23 protein-coding genes and 1 pseudogene are annotated in these 18,989 nt (G+C 64.2%); 13 read left to right on the forward strand and 11 right to left on the reverse strand.

The window, feature by feature from the left end; translation table 11 throughout:
- From DK261_RS09805 to DK261_RS09825, 5 genes are all read left to right on the forward strand, one after another.
- A partial coding sequence (locus tag DK261_RS09805; protein ID WP_256597562.1) for a gamma-glutamyltransferase family protein occupies positions 1–1,590 on the forward strand: 1,590 nt, incomplete at its 5' end.
- Between the two features lie 174 nt (positions 1,591–1,764).
- Entirely contained in the window at positions 1,765–2,259 is a 495-nt protein-coding gene (locus tag DK261_RS09810) for a GNAT family N-acetyltransferase (RefSeq protein ID WP_110175654.1), read from the forward strand.
- A gap of 472 nt (positions 2,260–2,731) precedes the next feature.
- Positions 2,732–3,028, forward strand: a complete 297-nt coding sequence (locus tag DK261_RS09815) for a DUF3077 domain-containing protein (RefSeq protein ID WP_016703612.1) — start codon at positions 2,732–2,734, stop codon at positions 3,026–3,028.
- 100 nt (positions 3,029–3,128) lie between these two features.
- Positions 3,129–3,431: a type II toxin-antitoxin system HigB family toxin gene (locus tag DK261_RS09820; RefSeq protein WP_041984164.1), complete on the forward strand. Its 303-nt coding sequence runs from the start codon at positions 3,129–3,131 to the stop codon at positions 3,429–3,431.
- Positions 3,432–3,436: 5 nt separating this feature from the next.
- Positions 3,437–3,808: a type II toxin-antitoxin system HigA family antitoxin gene (locus DK261_RS09825; RefSeq protein WP_016703614.1), complete on the forward strand. Its 372-nt coding sequence runs from the start codon at positions 3,437–3,439 to the stop codon at positions 3,806–3,808.
- 33 nt (positions 3,809–3,841) lie between these two features.
- Here DK261_RS09825 and DK261_RS09830 read toward each other — a convergent pair whose 3' ends face one another.
- Positions 3,842–4,210, reverse strand: a complete 369-nt coding sequence (locus DK261_RS09830) for a hypothetical protein (protein ID WP_256597563.1) — start codon at positions 4,208–4,210, stop codon at positions 3,842–3,844.
- Positions 4,211–4,491: 281 nt separating this feature from the next.
- Here DK261_RS09830 and DK261_RS09835 point away from each other — a divergent pair, with 281 nt between their 5' ends.
- Both DK261_RS09835 and DK261_RS09840 read left to right on the forward strand, forming a co-directional pair.
- Positions 4,492–5,304 (forward strand): GyrI-like domain-containing protein, encoded by an 813-nt coding sequence (locus DK261_RS09835; protein ID WP_009050832.1) that lies wholly within the window; start codon positions 4,492–4,494, stop codon positions 5,302–5,304.
- A 108-nt stretch (positions 5,305–5,412) separates the two neighbouring features.
- Complete coding sequence (locus DK261_RS09840) at positions 5,413–6,129, forward strand: polyphenol oxidase family protein (protein WP_009050833.1); 717 nt, start codon at positions 5,413–5,415, stop codon at positions 6,127–6,129.
- Positions 6,130–6,139: 10 nt separating this feature from the next.
- Here DK261_RS09840 and DK261_RS09845 read toward each other — a convergent pair whose 3' ends face one another.
- The 6 genes from DK261_RS09845 to DK261_RS09870 are packed head-to-tail and all read right to left on the reverse strand — an operon-like array spanning position 6,140 to position 9,635.
- Positions 6,140–6,493, reverse strand: coding sequence for a gamma-glutamylcyclotransferase family protein (locus tag DK261_RS09845; RefSeq protein ID WP_110175656.1), 354 nt, complete (start codon positions 6,491–6,493; stop codon positions 6,140–6,142).
- Positions 6,494–6,508: 15 nt separating this feature from the next.
- A complete protein-coding gene (gene ddlA, locus DK261_RS09850; RefSeq protein WP_016703618.1) occupies positions 6,509–7,603 on the reverse strand; it encodes a D-alanine--D-alanine ligase in 1,095 nt (364 codons plus the stop codon).
- 45 nt (positions 7,604–7,648) lie between these two features.
- Positions 7,649–8,128, reverse strand: coding sequence for a GNAT family N-acetyltransferase (locus DK261_RS09855; protein ID WP_038635125.1), 480 nt, complete (start codon positions 8,126–8,128; stop codon positions 7,649–7,651).
- Between the two features lie 49 nt (positions 8,129–8,177).
- Positions 8,178–8,819 carry a LysE family transporter gene (locus DK261_RS09860; protein ID WP_110175657.1) on the reverse strand — a complete coding sequence of 214 codons (642 nt, stop codon included), beginning with the start codon at positions 8,817–8,819 and terminating at the stop codon, positions 8,178–8,180.
- Positions 8,820–8,857: 38 nt separating this feature from the next.
- The gene (locus tag DK261_RS09865; RefSeq protein WP_009050838.1) at positions 8,858–9,070 is read right to left on the reverse strand and encodes a helix-turn-helix transcriptional regulator; all 213 of its coding nucleotides are present in this window, start codon (positions 9,068–9,070) and stop codon (positions 8,858–8,860) included.
- A gap of 7 nt (positions 9,071–9,077) precedes the next feature.
- Positions 9,078–9,635, reverse strand: a complete 558-nt coding sequence (locus tag DK261_RS09870; RefSeq protein ID WP_023967450.1) for a DUF2975 domain-containing protein — start codon at positions 9,633–9,635, stop codon at positions 9,078–9,080.
- Positions 9,636–9,789: 154 nt separating this feature from the next.
- Here DK261_RS09870 and DK261_RS09875 point away from each other — a divergent pair, with 154 nt between their 5' ends.
- The 3 genes from DK261_RS09875 to DK261_RS09885 all read left to right on the forward strand — a co-directional run bounded on the left by DK261_RS09875 (position 9,790) and on the right by DK261_RS09885 (position 11,486).
- Positions 9,790–10,131, forward strand: a complete 342-nt coding sequence (locus DK261_RS09875; protein ID WP_009050840.1) for a DUF190 domain-containing protein — start codon at positions 9,790–9,792, stop codon at positions 10,129–10,131.
- Positions 10,132–10,198: 67 nt separating this feature from the next.
- Positions 10,199–11,008: an AraC family transcriptional regulator gene (locus DK261_RS09880; RefSeq protein ID WP_009050841.1), complete on the forward strand. Its 810-nt coding sequence runs from the start codon at positions 10,199–10,201 to the stop codon at positions 11,006–11,008.
- An 88-nt stretch (positions 11,009–11,096) separates the two neighbouring features.
- A complete protein-coding gene (locus tag DK261_RS09885) occupies positions 11,097–11,486 on the forward strand; it encodes a cupin domain-containing protein (RefSeq protein ID WP_009050842.1) in 390 nt (129 codons plus the stop codon).
- A 193-nt stretch (positions 11,487–11,679) separates the two neighbouring features.
- Here the strand turns inward: DK261_RS09885 and DK261_RS09890 are convergent, their stop codons facing one another.
- A complete protein-coding gene (locus DK261_RS09890) occupies positions 11,680–13,089 on the reverse strand; it encodes an MFS transporter (RefSeq protein WP_110175658.1) in 1,410 nt (469 codons plus the stop codon).
- Positions 13,090–13,185: 96 nt separating this feature from the next.
- Between DK261_RS09890 and DK261_RS09895 the strand changes: the two genes are divergently transcribed.
- The gene (locus tag DK261_RS09895) at positions 13,186–14,070 is read left to right on the forward strand and encodes a LysR family transcriptional regulator (RefSeq protein WP_016703623.1); all 885 of its coding nucleotides are present in this window, start codon (positions 13,186–13,188) and stop codon (positions 14,068–14,070) included.
- Between the two features lie 756 nt (positions 14,071–14,826).
- On the opposite strand, the gene DK261_RS09900 is transcribed toward DK261_RS09895, so the two are convergent.
- Positions 14,827–15,441 (reverse strand): flavin reductase family protein, encoded by a 615-nt coding sequence (locus tag DK261_RS09900; RefSeq protein ID WP_110175659.1) that lies wholly within the window; start codon positions 15,439–15,441, stop codon positions 14,827–14,829.
- Between the two features lie 167 nt (positions 15,442–15,608).
- Between DK261_RS09900 and DK261_RS09905 the strand changes: the two genes are divergently transcribed.
- Together DK261_RS09905 and DK261_RS09910 are read left to right on the forward strand one after the other, a co-directional pair.
- Positions 15,609–16,382 (forward strand): SDR family oxidoreductase, encoded by a 774-nt coding sequence (locus DK261_RS09905; RefSeq protein ID WP_041984150.1) that lies wholly within the window; start codon positions 15,609–15,611, stop codon positions 16,380–16,382.
- Between the two features lie 214 nt (positions 16,383–16,596).
- Positions 16,597–17,514 (forward strand): LysR family transcriptional regulator, encoded by a 918-nt coding sequence (locus DK261_RS09910; RefSeq protein ID WP_016703628.1) that lies wholly within the window; start codon positions 16,597–16,599, stop codon positions 17,512–17,514.
- Positions 17,515–17,565: 51 nt separating this feature from the next.
- Here the strand turns inward: DK261_RS09910 and DK261_RS33850 are convergent, their stop codons facing one another.
- Together DK261_RS33850 and DK261_RS33855 are read right to left on the reverse strand one after the other, a co-directional pair.
- Complete coding sequence (locus DK261_RS33850; protein ID WP_258258180.1) at positions 17,566–18,126, reverse strand: methyl-accepting chemotaxis protein; 561 nt, start codon at positions 18,124–18,126, stop codon at positions 17,566–17,568.
- A pseudogene (locus DK261_RS33855) lies at positions 18,109–18,882 on the reverse strand (PAS domain-containing protein); the annotation flags it as partial. The gene DK261_RS33850 and the pseudogene DK261_RS33855, both read right to left, overlap by 18 nt.
- Positions 18,883–18,989: the final 107 nt, after the last annotated feature.

Consider the following 18,989-nt stretch of genomic DNA (forward strand, 5'->3'; position numbering starts at 1 on the left):
GATGCGGCGATTGCCATGCAAGCGGTGCTGACCCTGGTGGAGCCGCAGTCGTCGGGTATCGGCGGCGGGGCCTTGATCGTGCTCTGGGACGGCAAGGCGGTGCGCACTTATGACGGTCGCGAAACCGCGCCGGCCGGGGCCACCGAGAAGTTGTTCCTGCAGGCCGACGGCAAACCCATGCCGTTCCCCCAGGCGCAGATCGGCGGCCGCTCGGTGGGTACGCCTGGGGTGTTGCGGGCCCTGGAACTGGCCCATAAAAAACACGGCCGCCTGCCGTGGGCGCAGCTGTTCGAGCCGGCGATCCGCCTGGCGGACCAGGGCTTCCCGATCTCCCCGCGCCTGCACAGCATGATCGTCGCCGACCCGTACCTGGCGAAATCGCCGGACATGGCGGCCTACTTCCTGAATGCCGATGGCACGCCGAAAGCCGTCGGCACCCTGCTGAAAAACCCGCAGCTGGCCGCGGTGCTCGAGCGCATCGCCAAAGAAGGCCCGAACGCCTTGTACCAAGGCCCGGTCGCCCGGGAAATCGTCGCCAAGGTGCAAGGCCACGCCAACCCGGGCAGCCTGTCGCTCAACGACCTGCAAGGCTACCGCGCCAAGGAGCGCGAACCGCTGTGCACCGACTACAAGCGCTGGCAGGTCTGTGGCATGCCGCCGCCCTCGTCGGGCGGGATCGCCATGGCGCAGATCCTCGGCACCCTGCAGGCGCTGGAAGCCCGCGACCCGCGTTATGCACTGCCACCGCTGAAACCGGTCAAGACCAGCCTGCTGGCCGGCCTGGAACCGGCGCCTGAAGCCGTGCACCTGATCGCCGAGGCCGAGCGCCTGGCCTACGCCGACCGCGCGTTGTACGTGGCGGATTCGGACTTCGCCCCGGTGCCGATCGCCGGCCTGGTCGCCCCGCAGTACCTGGCGCAGCGTGCCGCCTTGATCGGCGAGCGCAGCATGGCCAAGGCCGAGCCCGGCAAGCCCCAGGGCATCCAGGTGGCCTACGCCCCGGATCGCTCACCGATGCGCATCTCCACCTCGCAAGTGGTGGCCGTGGATGACCAGGGCGGCGCGGTGTCCATGACCACCACCGTGGAAGCCGCCTTCGGCTCGCATCTGATGGTCCAGGGCTTCATGCTCAACAACCAGATGACCGACTTCTCCTTTATCCCCGAGGAGAACGGCCAGCCAGTGGCCAACCGTGTGCAGCCGGGCAAGCGCCCACGCTCGTCCATGGCGCCAACCCTGATTTTCGACCGCAACAGCGGTGAATTCCTGGCCACCGTCGGCTCGCCGGGTGGCTCGCAGATCATCGAGTACGTGGCCAAGTCGGTGATCGGCATGCTCGACTGGAACCTCGACCCGCAAGCCGCCATCAGCCTGCCCAACTTCGGCAGCCGCAACGGCCCGACCGAACTGGAGCAAGGCCAGTTCACACCTGGGTTGAAAGCGGCGCTGAAAGCCAAGGGGCATGAGCTGACCGACATCGACATGACCAGCGGCACCCAGGCGATCGTGCGAGTGCGCGATGCCCAGGGTAAAACCTCGTGGGCCGGTGGCGCCGACCCACGCCGTGAAGGGGCCGCGTTGGGGGATTGAGGCCAACGCCGGAAAACCAGAAGGGCTTGCCGCTAGGCAGGCCCTTTTTATTGTTCACGCCAAAGAAGCACCGGCATGCGGGGCCAAGGCTGTATGCCGATTTTTACGGCGCTCTGTGTCTGACGCGATCTTTTGATCCCTCCTAGCATCACTTTTTTGGCCGAGGGGCAGGCGATGAACGAGATTCCCGGCGGTATCGATTTTTCAGGTTTGGCCGTGCGTAGGCTGGAGGCCGACAACCTCGAACTGGTCTGCCGCCACCGCGAGGCGATGTTCCTCGAAGCCGGAGGAGAACCCGCGGCCCTGCAACGGATGACCGAGCACTTTCGCCCCTGGCTGCGCGAGCGTTTGCCCGATGGCCGCTACTACGGCTTTGCCCTGCTGGACGGCCAGCAACCGGTGGCGGCCATTGGCTTGATGAGCATCGACTGGCCGCCCCACCCGTCCCATCCGACCCAGGACCAGCGCGGTTATGTGCTCAACGTCTACGTCGAACCCGCCTACCGGCGCCGGGGGCTGGCCTCGGCCCTGATGAAGCTGGCGCAAGCCGAATTCATCCAGCGCGGGCTGAGCTTCGCCGTGCTGCATGCCACCGAAGTGGGCAAGCCGGTGTATGCCGGATTGGGCTGGGCGGCCACCACGGAAATGGCGAAGGTTCTGATTCTGTAGCCGCTGCCGAGCCTGCGAGGCTGCGATCGACCCCGCAGGGGGCGCAGGGATCTTGCGACCGCTGGAGGACCTTCGGTCCTATCGCAGCCTCGCAGGCTCGGCAGCGGCTACAGGGACCCACGTACCTTCGGCCAATGCATTTTTCCATGGCTGGCCTGCCCTTCTCTCATAGTCACAGAATGTCGTAGCAATGCCGTTGCGACGCTCTTCCCCGCCCGCTATTCTTCGCCCCGTCGCTGCAATATCAGCGAACGGGCTTGGCGGCCCGAACCACGAAAGGCGCAACAGCGCCAAAACACGAATGCAGGCGCTTTTTTTGTGCCCGCGTTTCTGTGTCATGGCGAATTGCGCAGGGACCCCTTCGGGGGTGCCGGTTCCTTTCGTGCCGGTCCGCCAACCTTGTGCAATTCGCCACCCTAACCTGCTTGGCGGCAGACGGTGGTGATCCCCTCAAACGAAAGGATTCGTCACCATGAAACACACCCTCAATCCGTCCCCTTCCTCCCTGCATACCCTCGGCGAAATAACCTTTGCCAATTGTGGCGAAGGCAAACGCCCGCTGCTGCGGGTCAATGCCGACGTCCCCCTGGCCGATGCCCTGGAACACGCCTCGCTGCTGCTACATCTGGCAAAACAGTTGACCCTGGATGCGGCCATGGAACCGCAGGCGGACCGCTATGCTTGGGCGGCACATTACCTGGGTGAGATGGGTAAAGCGGTGATGGATGATGTGCACACCGCGATGACAGCAGGTGCTGATCGACACTGAGCCGCACCTGCGGGACGGGTAGCCTCGATGGCTGTCCGTCCATCGCCTTCCTCTCTCACTCCCTTGCTTAAGTCCCAGGGTGGGACTAGGATTTCGAGCCATGAGGATTATCGCCGTCAGTCATTTGAAGACGTTCTGGGACAAGCACCCGGATGTCGAACAACCGCTTCTGGCCTGGATCGATGAAGCACGCAATGCCAACTGGTCCACCCCGGCGCAGATCAAGGACCAGTTTTGCAGCGCGAGCCTTCTTAAAAGCCGTCGCGTGGTGTTCAACATCAAAGGCAATGACTACCGCTTGGTAGTCGCCGTGGCTTACCGCTTTGGCGCCCTCTACATCAAGTTCGTTGGCACTCACCAGCAGTACGATGCCATCGACGCCGACAGCGTTGAAATGGAGTAACGAGCATGCAGATTCGCCCCATTCACACCGACCAGGATTACCGCGCGGCACTCAAGCAGGTGTCGGCGCTGTTCGATAACGAGCCCGAACCCGGCACCGCCGAAGGCGACTACTTCGACGTGATGGTCACCCTGATCGAAGCCTATGAAGCCAAGCACTTCCCCATCGACCTGCCCAACCCGATCGATGCCATCAAGTTCCGCATGGAGCAATCGGGCCTCTCGGCCGCCGACCTGGCCCCGGCCATCGGCCGAACCAACCGGGTCTACGAAGTGCTCAACGGCAAACGCGCCCTGACCCTGCCAATGATCTGGAAGCTGCACCAGCTGTTCGGCATCCCCGCCGAGAGCCTGATCAAGCCGGTGAAATCGGTCTGAGCGGTTCTTGATTCAGGCCTTGCACCCTCGCCCTTAGCGGGGGTCATTCCTGATCGCGCATAAACTCCAGCCCTTGGTGATTTCAGAGAGCACAATCATCCCCAGCATCATCAGCGGGTTGCAGTTCGGAAAAAAATACGCGCCGATCAGAAGCACGGAAAAAGACGGCACGACAAACACCAAACGCAAAGGGATTTGCGCAAGCCCCAGCCACTTGGCTTCTTTGCGCTGAAACAAAAACAGGAAAGCGCTGACGACTATCGATAGTTGCAAACCCCAATTGATCATCACCATAACCACAGCAGTGGTTCCATGATCCTTGAGCACTTCAGTCGCCACAGTCAGGTCATCCCAGAACGGGGTCTTGCCCAGCCGTACACTGCTCGTGACGTACCACAACAAATAGAGCGCATCGAGCCCGCCCCAAAACTGCCAGATCCGGGTCCGGCTCAGCTTCCTGAAAAAAACATTACCGCTCCTTACTTGGCGCCGAGCCTTCTTCTCGGCAGCTCTGCCTTATAGATTTACCCATCTAACCTGGCTGTCATCCCGCGCCTATTTACCCTCCAGACTTCTCTGAAAGATTCTTGGACACTTAAAAAATACCGTGGAACAGCCTTGAGCTTGCCCCTAGGTAAACCCCTAAAGTGCCGCTCGACCTCACCACAAAAAAGGACGTTTGCATGCTCACCATCGGTCAAATGGCTCGCTGCCATGGCCTCACCACCAAGACCTTGCGCCACTACGACAGCATCGGTCTGTTCACTCCGGCACTGACCGGGCAGGACAACGGCTATCGCTATTACAAGCCGGAGCAGATTGGCATCCTCGGGCGCATTGTCTGGTTGCGGCAGTTGGGCATGGGGCTGGAGGAGATTCGCGGGTTGGCGGACAGCGGTGCGCTGCACAGTGTCTTGAGTCTGCGCCAGGCGTTGCAGGCCCATGCCGGTGAGCTGGAAACGCAGATCGCCCGCAGCCAGAACGTGCTCGGCCAGTTGCAGCGTTATCTGGCGCAGCCCGAGCGCAGCCTGCCGGCGCCGCAGACGCCGGTGCGGGTGACGCTGGCGGCGCAGCGCATCATCGGCATGGCCTGGCAGCAGGATGACCAGGGCTCGATTGCCGAGTTGTGGCAGCGTTTCGAACCACGGGAGCAGGAGATCCAGCGCCTGGCCGAACCGGTCGGCACTTACGGTATTTGCCAGCCCTTGAGCGACGGCCAGTGGCGTTACGTCGCCGGACTGCCGGTCAGCGCCGAGGCGCCCTTGGTCGAGGGTATGGTGGAACTGGAAATCCCCGCCCGCCAGTACGCCCGGGTCGAGCACCGGGGCACGGTGCAGACCCTGCCGGAAACCTTCCGCGCCGCCTACAGCGAATGGCTGCCGGCCGCAGGGATGCGGGCCGATGAGGGGGTGGAATTCGAATATACCGGGGAGCGTTTTTTCGGGCCGATGCACCCGGACAGCGTGGTCGAACTCTATATCCCGCTGAAAAGCTGATGCCCCGATCGGACAAGCAGCCGACCAGATGACAGGTCTCTGTCAGCAAAAGGACTCATGATCCCGCTATGCTCTGTAGCTAATCCACAGCAACAGAGCGAAGGTCCGATGAGTTTCCAGGCGCCAGTGTTGAAACAGATACCAGGCATCCGTCACGAGTTTTCTCGGATCGGGGCACCACTGCCTGCCAACCTGTTCTTCTGCTCCCAGGCCCACACCGGCGAGGTGGTCGAGGCCAGCACCACGCTGCCGAGCGGCATCATCCGCGGCGATGCGGTGTTCACCCGCACCGGCCGGCCTATAGCGGTGATGACAGCCGACTGCCTGCCGCTGCTGATCAGCAGTGAAGACGCCTCGTGGGTCGCCGCGGTCCATGCCGGCTGGAAAGGTCTGCACGGCGGCATCATCGACAACGTGCTGCAACACTTCGCTGCCAAGGGCATCGCTGCCCCTCAGTTGCGCGTGGCGTTCGGCCCCTCGATCAAGCCTTGCTGCTACGAAGTCAGCCCGGAGTTCATCGACACCCTGTCGGCCACCCAGGGTCACCTGTGGCCAGAGGAGCAGGCACCCTGGAGCCACGAACGCCCCACGCCACAGTTGCCGCCAGAAATTGCCCCGCCACCACCGACCCGGCCGGACTCGCTGTGGTTCGACCTGAGCGGCTATGCGCTGCACCTGTTACGCGCGGCGGGTATCAGCGATGAACAGATCGAACACTGCGAGCACTGCACCTACTGTTCCAGCGCGACCCTGGCCAGCTATCGCCGACGCGGCCACCGGGGAGAGGAAAAATCCTTTCAGTATTCCTGGATAGGGCGGGCCTGAGCCCGGCGCCTCAAACGCTCACATACACCCACGCCTCGATCCCGGACTGCAGCACCACGCTTACGCGCTTGTAGTCCGCCACCTCGTAGCTGTCCGCCGCGGCCAGTTCCTGGGCAGTGATGCGAAACACCGTCCCCGGGATAGGCGCGCTGGCCGCGCTGCCCGGGCGCAGGATCGGGTGATGGGTCTTGCCGCTGGTGGCCAGTACCTCGGGGTCGGTGATCTCCACCCAGGCCTGTTCATAACCCGGCAGCGCGTCCGCGCTCCCCTGCAGTTCGCGACCGAAATTGGCCAGTTGCACGGCCTTGTCCTGCAAGGTGCCGTAGGAAAACAGATACTGCGACGCTCCAGTGGTAACGCTCATTTTTCCCTCCAGAAGTCAGCGGCTGATTTTTAACGCCTGGCGCGCCGCATGGCGCTCCAGCGCCAGCTCGATCAGGCGGCTGACCAGTTCGCTGTAGGTCATGCCCGCGGCCTGCCACAGCTTCGGATACATGCTGATGCGGGTGAAGCCGGGCAGCGAATTGATCTCGTTGATCAGCACTTCGCCGCCCTGGGTCAGGAATACATCGACCCGCGCCAGCCCCGAACAGCCCAGCACCTGGAACGCCTCGACGGCCAGGGCGCGAATGCGTTCGCTGACCTCTTCGCTGAGGTCCGCCGGCACCACCACCTGGGCCGCCTGGTCGTCGATGTATTTGCTGTCGTAGGAATAAAAACCGCTACCGACGACGATTTCCCCGCAACCGCTGGCGATCGGCTGGTCGTTGCCCAGCACCGCACACTCGATCTCGCGCCCACTGACCGCCGACTCCACCAGGACCTTTTCATCGAAACCCAGCGCCAGCTCGATGGCCGCGTGGTATTGCGCCTCGCTGGTGACCTTGCTCACGCCCACGGACGAGCCCTGGTTCGCCGGTTTGACGAACATCGGCAGGCCCAGCTTGCTTTGCGCCTGGGCAAAGTCGGTGCGCGCCGCGGTGGCTCGGTTCAGGGTGATAAAGGGCGTCACCGCCAGGCCGGCATCGCGCAGCAGGCGCTTGCTGATGTCCTTGTCCATGCACACCGCCGAACCCAGCACGTCAGAGCCCACGAACGGCAGGTCGGCCATGCGCAGCAGGCCTTGCAGGCAACCGTCTTCGCCGAGGGTGCCGTGGACGATGGGGAAAATCACATCGACGTGGCCCAGCAGTTCCTGGTTGGAAGTTTCCAGCAGTTGCTGGCTGGCCTTGCCCGGCACCACCGCCAGTTCGCGGTTGGACTGGTTGAGGGCGATCAGCGCCGGGTTTTCCTGGTTGATCAGGAAGTTCGAGGTGTCGTTGAGGTGCCAGTGGCCGTTCTTGTCGATGCCGATCAGCACCGGTTCGAAGCGCTCGCGATCCAGCGCATCGACGATGTTGCGCGCCGATTGCAGCGACACTTCGTGTTCGGCCGAACGGCCACCAAAAATAATCCCGACCCGCAGCTTGCTCATGGTTTGTTCCCGTTAAAAAGTGGTTCAGCGCTTGTATCGGACCGCTCAAGCCGGCTGATGTCGCAGGTGAATCACAGCCACCCGCTGATTCTGTTTGTTCCGGCGCTCTTCGATGGCGAACGGCACGAACCCGAGCTTCGGATACAGCAGCAGGCCCGCCACGTTGTCATTGAAGCAGGACAGGGTCACCTGTGCGGCCTGGTGTTTGTCCCGGGCGATGCGCAGCATCTCGCCGATCAACTGCCCGGCGACGCCCGCGCCGCGGGCCTCGGGATCGACGATGAGATTGCCGATGGTGCAGGTGCCGTGGGTTTCCCACCGGTAGAAGTTGGCGAAACCCAGTACCTGGCCGTCTCGCTCGATCACTGTCGAATCGCAGCGTTGGGCAATGGAGTCGCGCAGTTGCTCATGAGTCAGCGGCCAGCTGGCCGCCGGGAAAAAGAAAAACAGCTCCTCGGGATTACCGGCAAAACCGCAGATCCGTGGAATATCCCGATCCTGCACGGGGCGAAAAGTGAAGCTCATGTCCTGTCTCCTGACCCTGGAAATCCATGGCGTGCGCCCGGCCCCGGTTTCAGCGATTGGCCACCAGATGGGCGCCGAACAGCAGGTAGCAACTGCCGGCAAAGCGGTCCAGCCATTTGCGCGAACGACTATAGACGGCAGCCATGCGGTTGCTGGCGAAAAACAGCGCGACGCAGCAGTACCAGGTGAACGACAACGAGGCCATGGTGAGCACGGCCAGGACCAGCAGCAACGGCGGCGGTGACGCCGGCATCGAGGTGGCGAAGATGGTGGCGACGAACAGCGCCGACTTGGGGTTGGTCATGTTGCCGAGAAAGCCCAGGCGATAGGCCGAGAACAGGCTGCGGCCCGACTCGCCAGGCAAACCGTTGCCCGCCCCGGTCGGCGCCGGCTTGCGCCTGAACTGCTTCAGGCCCAGGTAGATCAGGTAGCAGCCACCGGCGATCTTGAAGGCCAGGTACAGGGCCGGGGCGGCGCTGAACAGCGACTTGATCCCCAGGCCGCCGGCCAGCCCCCAGAGCACCGTGCCGGTGGCGACGCCCAGCGCGGCGATCATGCCATGGCGACGCGAACAGCTGGCGGCCAATTGCGCCGTGGTAAAGAAGTTCGGCCCCGGCGTGACCACGGCCACGGTCCAGAGCAGCGCCAGCGACAGCAGCGGGCCGGCATACAGCAAATGTTCGAGCGCCATGACACAGACCGCCTTTATCGCGTTAAGGGAGGCCGACGCTACTCCACCTCGGGCTCATGGATCAACAGGTCGCCCGGCTGACACTCCAGGTATTGGCAGATCGCGTCCAGGGTCGCGAGCCGCAGGCCCTTGACCTTGCCCTGCTTGAGCAGGGACAGGTTGGCCTCGGTGATGCCGATCGCCGCCGCGAGGTCCTTGGATTTGACCTTGCGTCGGGCCAGCATCACGTCCAGTTGAATGACAATTGACATACTGATCTCACACGAAGGCGCGGTTTTCCGAATCCACTTCACTGGCCTGCCAGAGGATACGCGCGATGATGGAAATACACGCAGCCAAAAACAGCGCGACAAAGGTCGGGGCGGTGATGCTGAGACTGATCAGGCGCTCGCCCACCGGCGCGTTCAGGGTGACCCAGATGCTGAGCAGCGGCTCGCAGAGAAAGTCCAGCAACACCCACAACGCCACGCCCCGCCCGACCTTGCCCAAATGCACCGCCGCCGCGCTGGAAAAGTACTCGCCGCGGGCATAGCTCTGGAACAACTGGCGCAGATGGCTCAAGCCAAAGGCCAGCGCCAGCAGGGGGATGCTCGACAGCAGAATGCCGCCCAGGGTTTGCCACCAGGGAAAGACAGCACCGGCAGCCAGATAGCTCGACAGGCTATTGCTCAGGCCAAAACCGAACCCGTAGCCACTTTCCGCGCTCAACTGCGGAAACAGCCACAGCGCCGCGTTGAGCAGCAACATGGCAATGATCAATAACAGGGTGACAGCCGACATGCGCTGGCTGAACCGGGCAAGACCTTGGGACGTCATGGGAAGGCTCCAGAGGAAGGAATGTGGGAGAAACCATAAAGAATTAATTATCGTAAAACAATAATTAATTTCTGCTTTTCGATCATTTAATTCATAAGCCCAGCAATACCCCCGGGGCTATGCTGAAAGTAATGGAGGCCATTGGAGAACGCTCATGAACGGTTTCCTGGTGATTTTCTTCACCCAGCAAAATCGCCGCTATCACGGCAAGATGGTCGGTGACTGGCTCGTCGACCTGGCCAACGAGCTGGGCCTGCGCGGCGCGACCATGAGCACCGCCATCGAAGGTTTCGGCCACACCGGCCGGCTGCACTCCGCACACTTTTTCGAACTCGCCGACCAACCCATCGAGGTCCGCCTGGCACTCACCGAAGAGGAGTCAGCCCGGCTGTTCGAACGCCTGGAGGACGAGGACATTGCGCTGTTCTACATCAAGACGCCGATCGAGTTCGGCACCCTTGGCAAAGAGGCCAAGAAAGCGGACGCGGGCGGATGACGCGCTGAAGACAGTCGCACGCGCCTGGGTTACCGTACGGGCCTGACGTTGTGTCGAGGACAGCTCCATGGGCAAGCCCGCCCCCCGTAAAGACTGGGTCCACCGCGCGCCTCCCACCCGGGGGCTGGAGCGTATCGAGGCGTTTTTCGCCGGTCATGGCTACGACCTGCACCGCCACGACACCTACGCCATCGGCCGCACGCTGTCGGGGGTGCAGAGCTTCCAGTACCGCGGCGGCTGGCGCCACAACCTGCCGGGCGGGACCATGGTCCTGCATCCGGATGAAGTCCACGACGGCGAAGCCGGCACCCAGGACGGCTTCCATTACCGCATGCTTTATATCGAGCCGGCGCTGATCCAGCAGATCCTCGGCGGCCAGCCGCTGCCCTTCATCAAGAACGGCCTGTCCACCGACCCACGCTTGTTCGCCGCCACCGACACCTTGCTGCGCAGCATGGAAAGCCCGCTGGACCCGCTGGAACAGGAAGACGCGCTGTTCGACCTGGCCCATGCGCTGAATGCCGTGTCGGGGGTTTCCCGGCCGGCGCAGCGTTTTGACTATCAGGCCGCGGAGCGCGCGCGGGAATACATGCACAGCGCCCTGGACCAGAACATCACCCTCGACGAACTGGCCACCCACAGCGGTCGCGACCGCTGGAGCCTGTCGCGAGACTTTCGCCTGCTGTTCGGCACCAGCCCCTATCGCTACCTGACCATGCGCCGCCTGGACCTGGTCAGGGCCCTGCTGCTGCAAGGCCAGTCGCTGGTCAGCGCGGCGCTGCTGGCCGGCTTCACCGACCAGAGCCACATGACCCGGCAATTCAGCAAGACCTACGGCCTGCCGCCGGCCCGCTGGCTGAAAATGCACGGCCGCTGAACGCCGCCCGGCACGCACAATCGTACAAGAACCGCAGCACCGCGCTGATTACCGTAGAGGCCCGATCACCTCTTTACGGAGCCGCACCATGAACCCGGCCAGCACCACGCCCATCCCCTACCAGAGCCTGAACTTCGCCTACAAACTCAGCCTGTTCGACGATCACTGGCAAGCCCGTGTCATCGCCGAAATGAACGACTACCAGTTCAAGCTGGTGAAGCTGCAAGGGGACTTCATCTGGCACGACCACCCGCACACCGACGAGACCTTTATCGTCCTCGAAGGCCAGTTGCGCATCGACTTTGCCGACGGCCAGGTGACGATCAACCAGGGCGAGATGTTTGTCGTGCCCAAGGGCATGAAGCACAAGCCGTACGCCGAGCAGGAGGTCAAGTTGCTGCTGATCGAACCCAAGGGCGTGCGCAACACCGGCGAAGAAGGCGGCGAACGCACGGCGGCCAATGATGTGTGGATCTGAGTTGCCCCGGGGTTGAGCCTCTGTAGCCGCTGCCGAGCGAAGCGAGGCTGCGATCGGCAGCGCAGCGGCCGTAAAGGCGGACAATACGTTCCTCAAGGCAAACCGCATGCGCAGGTTTGGCGAGGACTGCGTCCTCGTTCGCAGCCTCGCGGTGCTCGGCAGCGGCTACAGGTACACCGTCATCGGCTGCCCCTCAGCCGCGCTCGGCAGTTGCCGCCAGGCCCTCGGAGCCAGACGCCGGCCCCCGCAAACGCAAGGCCAGCAACGCCCCCAGCAGGGCGAGCAAGGCGCTGGCGCCCACCGCCTGTTCGATGCCGGCCGCCTGCGAGCCACCCAGCCCGGCATTGGCCAGGGACACCAGCAGCGCCAGCCCCAGCGCCCCGCCGATCTGCTGGCTGGTGGAGGCCATGCCCGCCGCCACGCCCTGCTCGCCCGGCGCGATGCCCTGGCCGGCCGAGACCCACATGGCAGTCCAGGTCATGCCCTGGCCGATGCTCAGCACCACGATGCCCGGCATCAGGCTCCAGAACCCCGCCCCGTCGGGCAGCGCCACATACACCCCGCCGATGCCCAGCGCCCCCAGGAGCAGACCGCTGACCAGGGTCGCCCGCAGCCCGAAGCGCAGCAACGAACGTTCGGCCAGCCAGATGCCCACGGTGCACAGCAGCGTCGCCGGCAAAAACGCCACGCCGCTTTGCAGCACGCTATAGCCGTAGACCTGCTGGAAGTACAACGCGAGGAAGTAGTACTGCACGCCGAAGCTGCTCATGAACAAAGCCGTGAGAAACATCGCCAGGCGCAGCTCGCGATGGGCCAACAGGCGCAGCGGCATCAGCGGGTCGTGGCCGCGCTGTTCGATCCAGGCGAACACGCCGAGCAGGAGCAGCGCCAGCGCGCCACAGCCCAGGGTCGCCGGTGCGCTCCAGCCCCATTCCGGGCCCTGGACAATGGCGAACACCAGCAGCGTGCCGCCCACCGTCACGGTCAAGGCGCCGCTGAGGTCGAAACGCCGGCCACGCTCGCGCTCGCCATCGGCCGGAATCCAGCGCCGAGCCAACAGGGCACAAGCGCCAGCCAAGGGTACGTTGACCAGAAACACCGCCTCCCAGCCCCACCATTGGGTCAGCACGCCCCCCAGCAACGCGCCCAGGGCCAGGCCCGCCGCCGAGGCCGCGCTCCACACCGCGAACGCCCGGTTGCGCGCCGGCCCTTCGGGGTAATGGCTGTTGATCAGCGCCAGCGTCGCCGGGAACAGCATCGCCCCGCCGACACCCTGCACCGCCCGCGCCAGCACCAGCAGCAGCGAGCTGCCACCCAGGCCGCCGGCCAGCGAAGCCATGGCGTACAGGCTTTGCCCGACGATGTAGAAACGGCGCTTGCCCAGCAGGTCGGCCGCCCGGCCTCCCAGCAGCAGAAAGCCGCCGAAGGCCACGCTGTAGGCGCTGACCACCCATTGCAGTTGTTGTGCGGAAAAACCCAGGTGGCTGCCGATCTCCGGCAAGGCGACAAAGACGATGGTCGCGTCCAGGGCAATGATCAGCTGCGCGCTGGCCAGCAGGAGCAGCATCCAGCCGGATGGCCTGGCTGAAGAGGTGGCGGGCATCGTGTCGAGTCCTTGCGTGAATAAAGGGCCCTCAGTTTCTTTGATGCCAATTTGATGATAAATACCGTCATTGCTCTTTCAGTGATGACTTTAATCATTGATCTGAACGCCGTTCGTTTGTTGGTCCGGGTCGCCGAGACCCGCAGCTTCACCCGTGCCGCCGGCGATCTGCGGCTGACCCAGTCCGGCCTGTCGCGGGCCATTTCTCGCCTGGAGCAGCAACTGGGCGTGCGCCTGCTGCAACGCAACACCCGCAGCGTCAGCCTGACCCCGGACGGCCAGTTGCTGGTGGAGCGCGCCACACCGCTGCTGACCGAACTGGCGCAGACCGAACGCCTGCTGCTGGACCGCCGCGACTCGCCCACCGGGCTGCTGAAGATCAGCACGCCGTCGCTGTTCGGGCGCAAGGTGGTGATGCCGCTGATCGGCCGCCTGACCGAGCAATACCCGGACCTGAGCATCGAGGCGGTAATGACCGATCGCCTGGTGGACATCGTCGACGAAGGCTTCGACGCCATCCTGCGCACCGGCGAGATCCAGGACCAGCGCCTGATCGCCCGGCCCCTGGCGCCGCTGCGCTGGGTCACAGTGGCGTCCCCGGCCTACCTGGCGCGCCATGGCACACCGCAGACAGTGGAGGCGTTGCAACAGCACAACTGCCTGACCGTGCGTAACCTGCGCAGCGGGCGCCTGGTGGACTGGCAGTTCATGCTCGACGGCAAGGTGCGCGATGTCAGCGTGCCCAGCCGACTGATCTTCGATATCGGCGACGCGCTGGTGGACGGTGTGCTGGGAGGTTTCGGCATCGCCCAACTGATGAACTTCGCCGTCGAGGACGCCCTCGCCGATGGCCGCCTGGTGCCAATCCTGCAGGCCTTTTCCGGACGCAGCCGGGCGCTGTCGCTGGTCTACCCGCCGTCGCGCCAGTACTCGCCCAAACTCAAGGTCTTCGCCGACGCCCTGAACACCGTCAGCTGGTAAGCAGCCGCCGTAGCCGCTGCCGAGCACCGCGAGGCTGCGATCGACCGCGCAGCAGGCGCCGCTCTTGAGTTCGCAAGAGGTCCTTCGGAACTATCGCAGCCTGCGGCAGCGGCTACATCGATTGTGTACCCCTGTAGCCGCTGCCGAGCACCGCGAGGCTGCGATCGACTGCGCAGCAGGCGCCGCCCTTGAGCCCGCAAGAGGTCCTTCGGACCTGTCGCAGCCTGCGGCAGCGGCTACATCGATCGTGTGCCCCTGTAGCCGCTGCCGAGCACCGCGAGGCTGCGATCGACTGCGCAGCAGGCGCCGCTCTTGAGTTCGCAAGAGGTCCTTCGGACCTGTCGCAGCCTGCGGCAGCGGCTACATCGATCATGTGCCCCTGTAGCCGCTGCCGAGCACCGCGAGGCTGCGATCGACTGCGCAGCAGGCGCCGCCCTTGAGTCCGCAAGAGGTCCTGCGGACCTATCGCAGCCTGTGGCAGCGGCTACATCGTTCGTGTGCCCCTGTAGCCGCTGCCGAGCACCGCGAGGCTGCGATCGACTGCGCAGCAGGCGCCGCCCTTGAGTTCGCAAGAGGTCCTTCGGACCTGTCGCAGCCTGCGGCAGCGGCTACATCGATCGTGTGCCCCTGTAACCGCTGCCGAGCACCGCGAGGCTGCGATCGACTGCGCAGCAGGCGCCGCCCTTGAGTTCGCAAGAGGTCCTTCGGACCTGTCGCAGCCTCGCTTCGCTCGGCAGCGGCTACAGGGCTACAGGGTTACGACATTTCTTGAGGGGATGGCAGGGTCTTGCCATCCAGCGAGTCGCCAATCGTCAGGAAATGCCCGCCCGCCACATGATGCAAGGTGCGCAAGGCATCGTGCCCGGTGAAATGCCAGCGGCCCTCGCTGAACACCCGGTCATCGGCCTGGGCGGCGATGACTTCGGCGAGGAACAGGTCGTAGCGTTCATGGTTGTCCGGCTCCGACAGCAGCCGGCATTCGAGCCAGGCCACGCAGCCATCGAGCAACGGCGCGTCGACCTGCTCGCCGGCGAAGGTCGGCAGGCCATACCGCTCGAACTTGTCGCGGCCCTGGTCACGGGTCAGCTCCAGGCCCGAGGTGGAACCCACGGTCTGCACGATATCGACCTGGGCGGCGCACGGCACGTTGAGCACAAAGGTGCCGGCGGCCTCCAGCAACTGGCGGGTCCAGGTGGACTTGTCGAGCACCACCGCGACTTTCGGCGGATCGAAATCCAGCGGCATGGCCCAGGCCGCGGCCATGATGTTGCGCTGGCCGCCATGGGTGGCGCTGACCAGCACGGTCGGCCCGTGGTTGAGCAGGCGATAGGCCTTGGCCAGGGAAACCGGGCGACGATGGGATGCGCTCATGGGTAAGGCTCCGGGGAAAAAGAGTCGATTGTAGCGACATCCCGGTGCTGGGCAGCAGCCGGGATTGGGCATTTTTCCTGGACAATCCATCCAGATTGACCGGGCTTATCCCTGACTCGCGGCTGCTTAGACTGGGCCTTCACCTCACAGGCTGAAGGAGCTTTCCCATGGCAGACCACTCTCTGAAAAACAAGGTCGCATTGATCGCCGGTGGCGCGAAGAACCTGGGCGGCCTGATCGCCCGGGACCTGGCCGCCCACGGCGTGCAGGCCATCGCCGTGCATTACAACAGCAGCGCCAGCAAGGCCGACGCCGAGCAGACCGTGGCGGCGATCAAGAACCTGGGCGTCGACGCCCATGCCTGGCAGGCCGACCTGACCACCGCCGCGGCCGTGGAGCAACTCTTCAGCGACGCCAAGGCCCGTTTCGGCAAGATCGACATCGCCATCAACACCGTGGGCAAGGTCCTGAAAAAACCCATAGTCGAGATCAGCGAGGCCGAGTACGACGACATGTTCGCGGTCAACGCCAAGAGCGCGTTCTTCTTTATCAAGGAAGCCGGCAAACACCTGGAGGACCACGGCAAGCTGGTGACACTGGTGACCTCGCTGCTAGGCGCCTACACGCCGTTCTATGCCGCCTACGGCGGGGCCAAGGCCCCGGTGGAACACTTCACCCGCGCCGCCTCCAAGGAGTTCGGCGCCCGCGGTATCTCGGTGACCGCCGTGGGCCCGGGACCGATGGACACACCGTTCTTCTACCCGGCCGAAGGCGCGGACGCCGTGGCTTACCACAAGACCGCCGCGGCGCTGTCCGGCTTCAGCAAGACCGGCCTGACCGACATCGGGGACGTGGTGCCCTTCATCCGTCATCTGGTCACCGACGGCTGGTGGATCACCGGCCAGACCCTGCTGATCAACGGCGGCTACACCACCAAGTGAGGCCCGGCCTTCTGATCGACGGTTGTCATCGACCCGAGTAATCCGCCAAGGGGCGAGGTAGATTGGCGTCTGGAAAAGATCGCCATCAGGTGCGAGATGATTCCGTAGGAGCGAGGCTTGCCCGCGATCAAGGTCTGTCTGATACAACGCTATCGCGGGCAAGCCTCGCTCCTACGAAAAACACGCACCGCACGCTTCGGACCCCGCCCCATCCATGGATAAGCTCGAGCAATACCGTGTGTTCATCCAGGTCGCCGACATGGGCAGTTTCATCAAGGCCGCGCATGCCCTGGAACTGCCCCGCGCCACCGTCTCGGCAGCGGTGCAGCAACTGGAAACCGCCCTCGCCACGCGCCTGTTGCACCGCACCACGCGCCAGGTGCAACTGACCGCCGACGGCGCGGTCCTGCTGGAGCGCGCGCGCCTGTTGCTGAGCGATGCGGTGGAACTCGAGCAGCTGTTTCACACCCGTCAGCTGGACGTTTATGGCCGCCTCAATGTCGACGTACCCAGCCGGATCGCCCGGCGCCTGATCGCCCCCGCCCTGCCCGAGCTTTTCGCCAGCTACCCCAGCCTGAAACTGGCGCTGGGCTCCACCGACCGTTCCATCGACCTGGTGCAGGAGGGTGTGGATTGCGCGATCCGCGTCGGTACCCTGCGCGACAGCAGCCTGATCGTCCGGCGCCTGGGCCACCTGGCCCTGATCAATTGCGCCAGCCCCGCCTACCTGGCGGAGCACGGCCAGCCGCGAACCCCGGGCGACCTGGCCGATGGTCACTGGATGGTCGGCTACGGCTCCCCCAGCACGGGCCGCGAACAGCCCTGGGAATACCTGGCCGACGGGCACGAGCTGGAACTGAACCTGCCCAGCCGGGTGATCGTCAACAACGCCGAAAACTACATCGCCTGCTGCCGGGCCGGGCTGGGGCTGATCCAGATCCCGCGCTTCGACGTGCAGTACCTGCTCGACAGCGGCGAGCTGGTGGAAGTCCTGCCCGGTTTTCGCCCTGCGTCCATGGCAATCTCCGCGCTCTACCCCAATCGCAACCATCGCTCGCGCCGACTGAACGCCTTTATCGAATGGTTCGAAACCCTGGTCGCCCCCCACCTCGAAAACGACCGGCAGGGCTGACAACCGCCCCGCCCGGTCATGACGCCCACGCCGGCCGAGGCAGCCTGGACATCAGCTGGACAATTGGTTGGCGAACTGGCCGACGGCGCTCACCACTTTCTGCGCGCCGTCCTGGATCTCGACGATCACCGTACCGGCTTCGGCGGCCAGGGCCAGGCCCTGCTCGGCCTGGGTCTTGCCGTCGGCCATCAGCACCACCGCGTTGCGGGCCATGTCCTGGTTGCGCCGGACCACGCCGACGATTTCGTCGGTGGCCTTGCTGGTGCGCGAGGCCAGTTGCCGGACCTCGTCCGCGACCACCGCGAAGCCGCGCCCCTGGTCACCGGCGCGGGCCGCTTCGATGGCCGCGTTGAGCGCCAGCAGGTTGGTCTGCTCGGCAATGTCGCTGATGGTCTTGACGATGCTGCCGATCACCCGCGACTGCTCGTTCAGCGCCTCAATGCCGTCACTGGCCTGCTGCATGTGCGTGGCCAGGTCGCGCATCACCTCCACCGCCTCGGTCACCACCGAGGAACCGCGCTGGGCGCTGCTGTCGGTCTGCTGCGAGATGGTGTAGGCGATTTCCGCGGCCTCGGCGACGGACTGCTCCTGCTTGACCTGCTCGGTGATCACCGTGGCGAATTTCACCACCTTGTAGAGCTTGCCGTTGGCATCGACCACCGGGTTGTACGAGGCATCGAGCCAGACCACGCGGCCGTGGCTGTCGATGCGTTTGAAGCGGTCGGCGACGTATTCGCCGGCGTTCAGCCGCGCCCAGAATGTCTGATAACCCGGACTGTTGTACTCCTGCGACTCGCAGAACAGGCTGTGGTTCTGGCCCAGGATCTGTTCGAGGCTGTAGCCCATGCAGCTGAGGAACCGCTCGTTGGCGGTCAGTACCCGGCCCTTGAGGTCGAACTCGATCACCGCGGTCGAACGCAGCAGCGCCGCGATCAGGTTGCCGTGCTCGCAGGTGGTTTCCACGGTCTCGGTCAGGTCATTGGCGATCAGGGAAAAGGACCTGAGTTGCCGCTCGGTGTTGAAGATCGGCTGCAGGATCACCCTCAGCCAGGCGTCATGGCCGTCGCCGCGACGCAGGCGCAGGGTGTCGTCGAAAGGCTCGCTGCAAGCGAGCGCGGTCATGAAACGCCTGTGTGCTTCTTCGGGCCGGGCATCGTCCGGCAACAGCTTGTCGATGGGCGAGCCCAGCAGCGCCTCGGAGGAATACTGCATGCACTGGGTGAAGTTGCGGTTCACCACCAGGACCCGGCGCTGCGCATCGAGTTCGATGCTGAGCAGGGTGCGCTCGAAACCTTCCTTGACCTGCTCAAGTGCACGAAACTCTTCGCCCAACGCGAGGAGCTTCTGATTCAAACGTTTATTGAACATGGATACACCGATAGCCCGTGATTGGAGACTGCTGGAGCCTCACCATCGGCGTTGGGGAAGTATTCTTGACGCGCTCAAGGCTCTTTAGGATTTGTCTCCCATAGAGA

The sequence above is a fragment of the Pseudomonas sp. RW409 genome (assembly GCF_003184125.1).
Classification (GTDB): Bacteria; Pseudomonadota; Gammaproteobacteria; order Pseudomonadales; family Pseudomonadaceae; genus Aquipseudomonas; species Aquipseudomonas chlororaphis_I.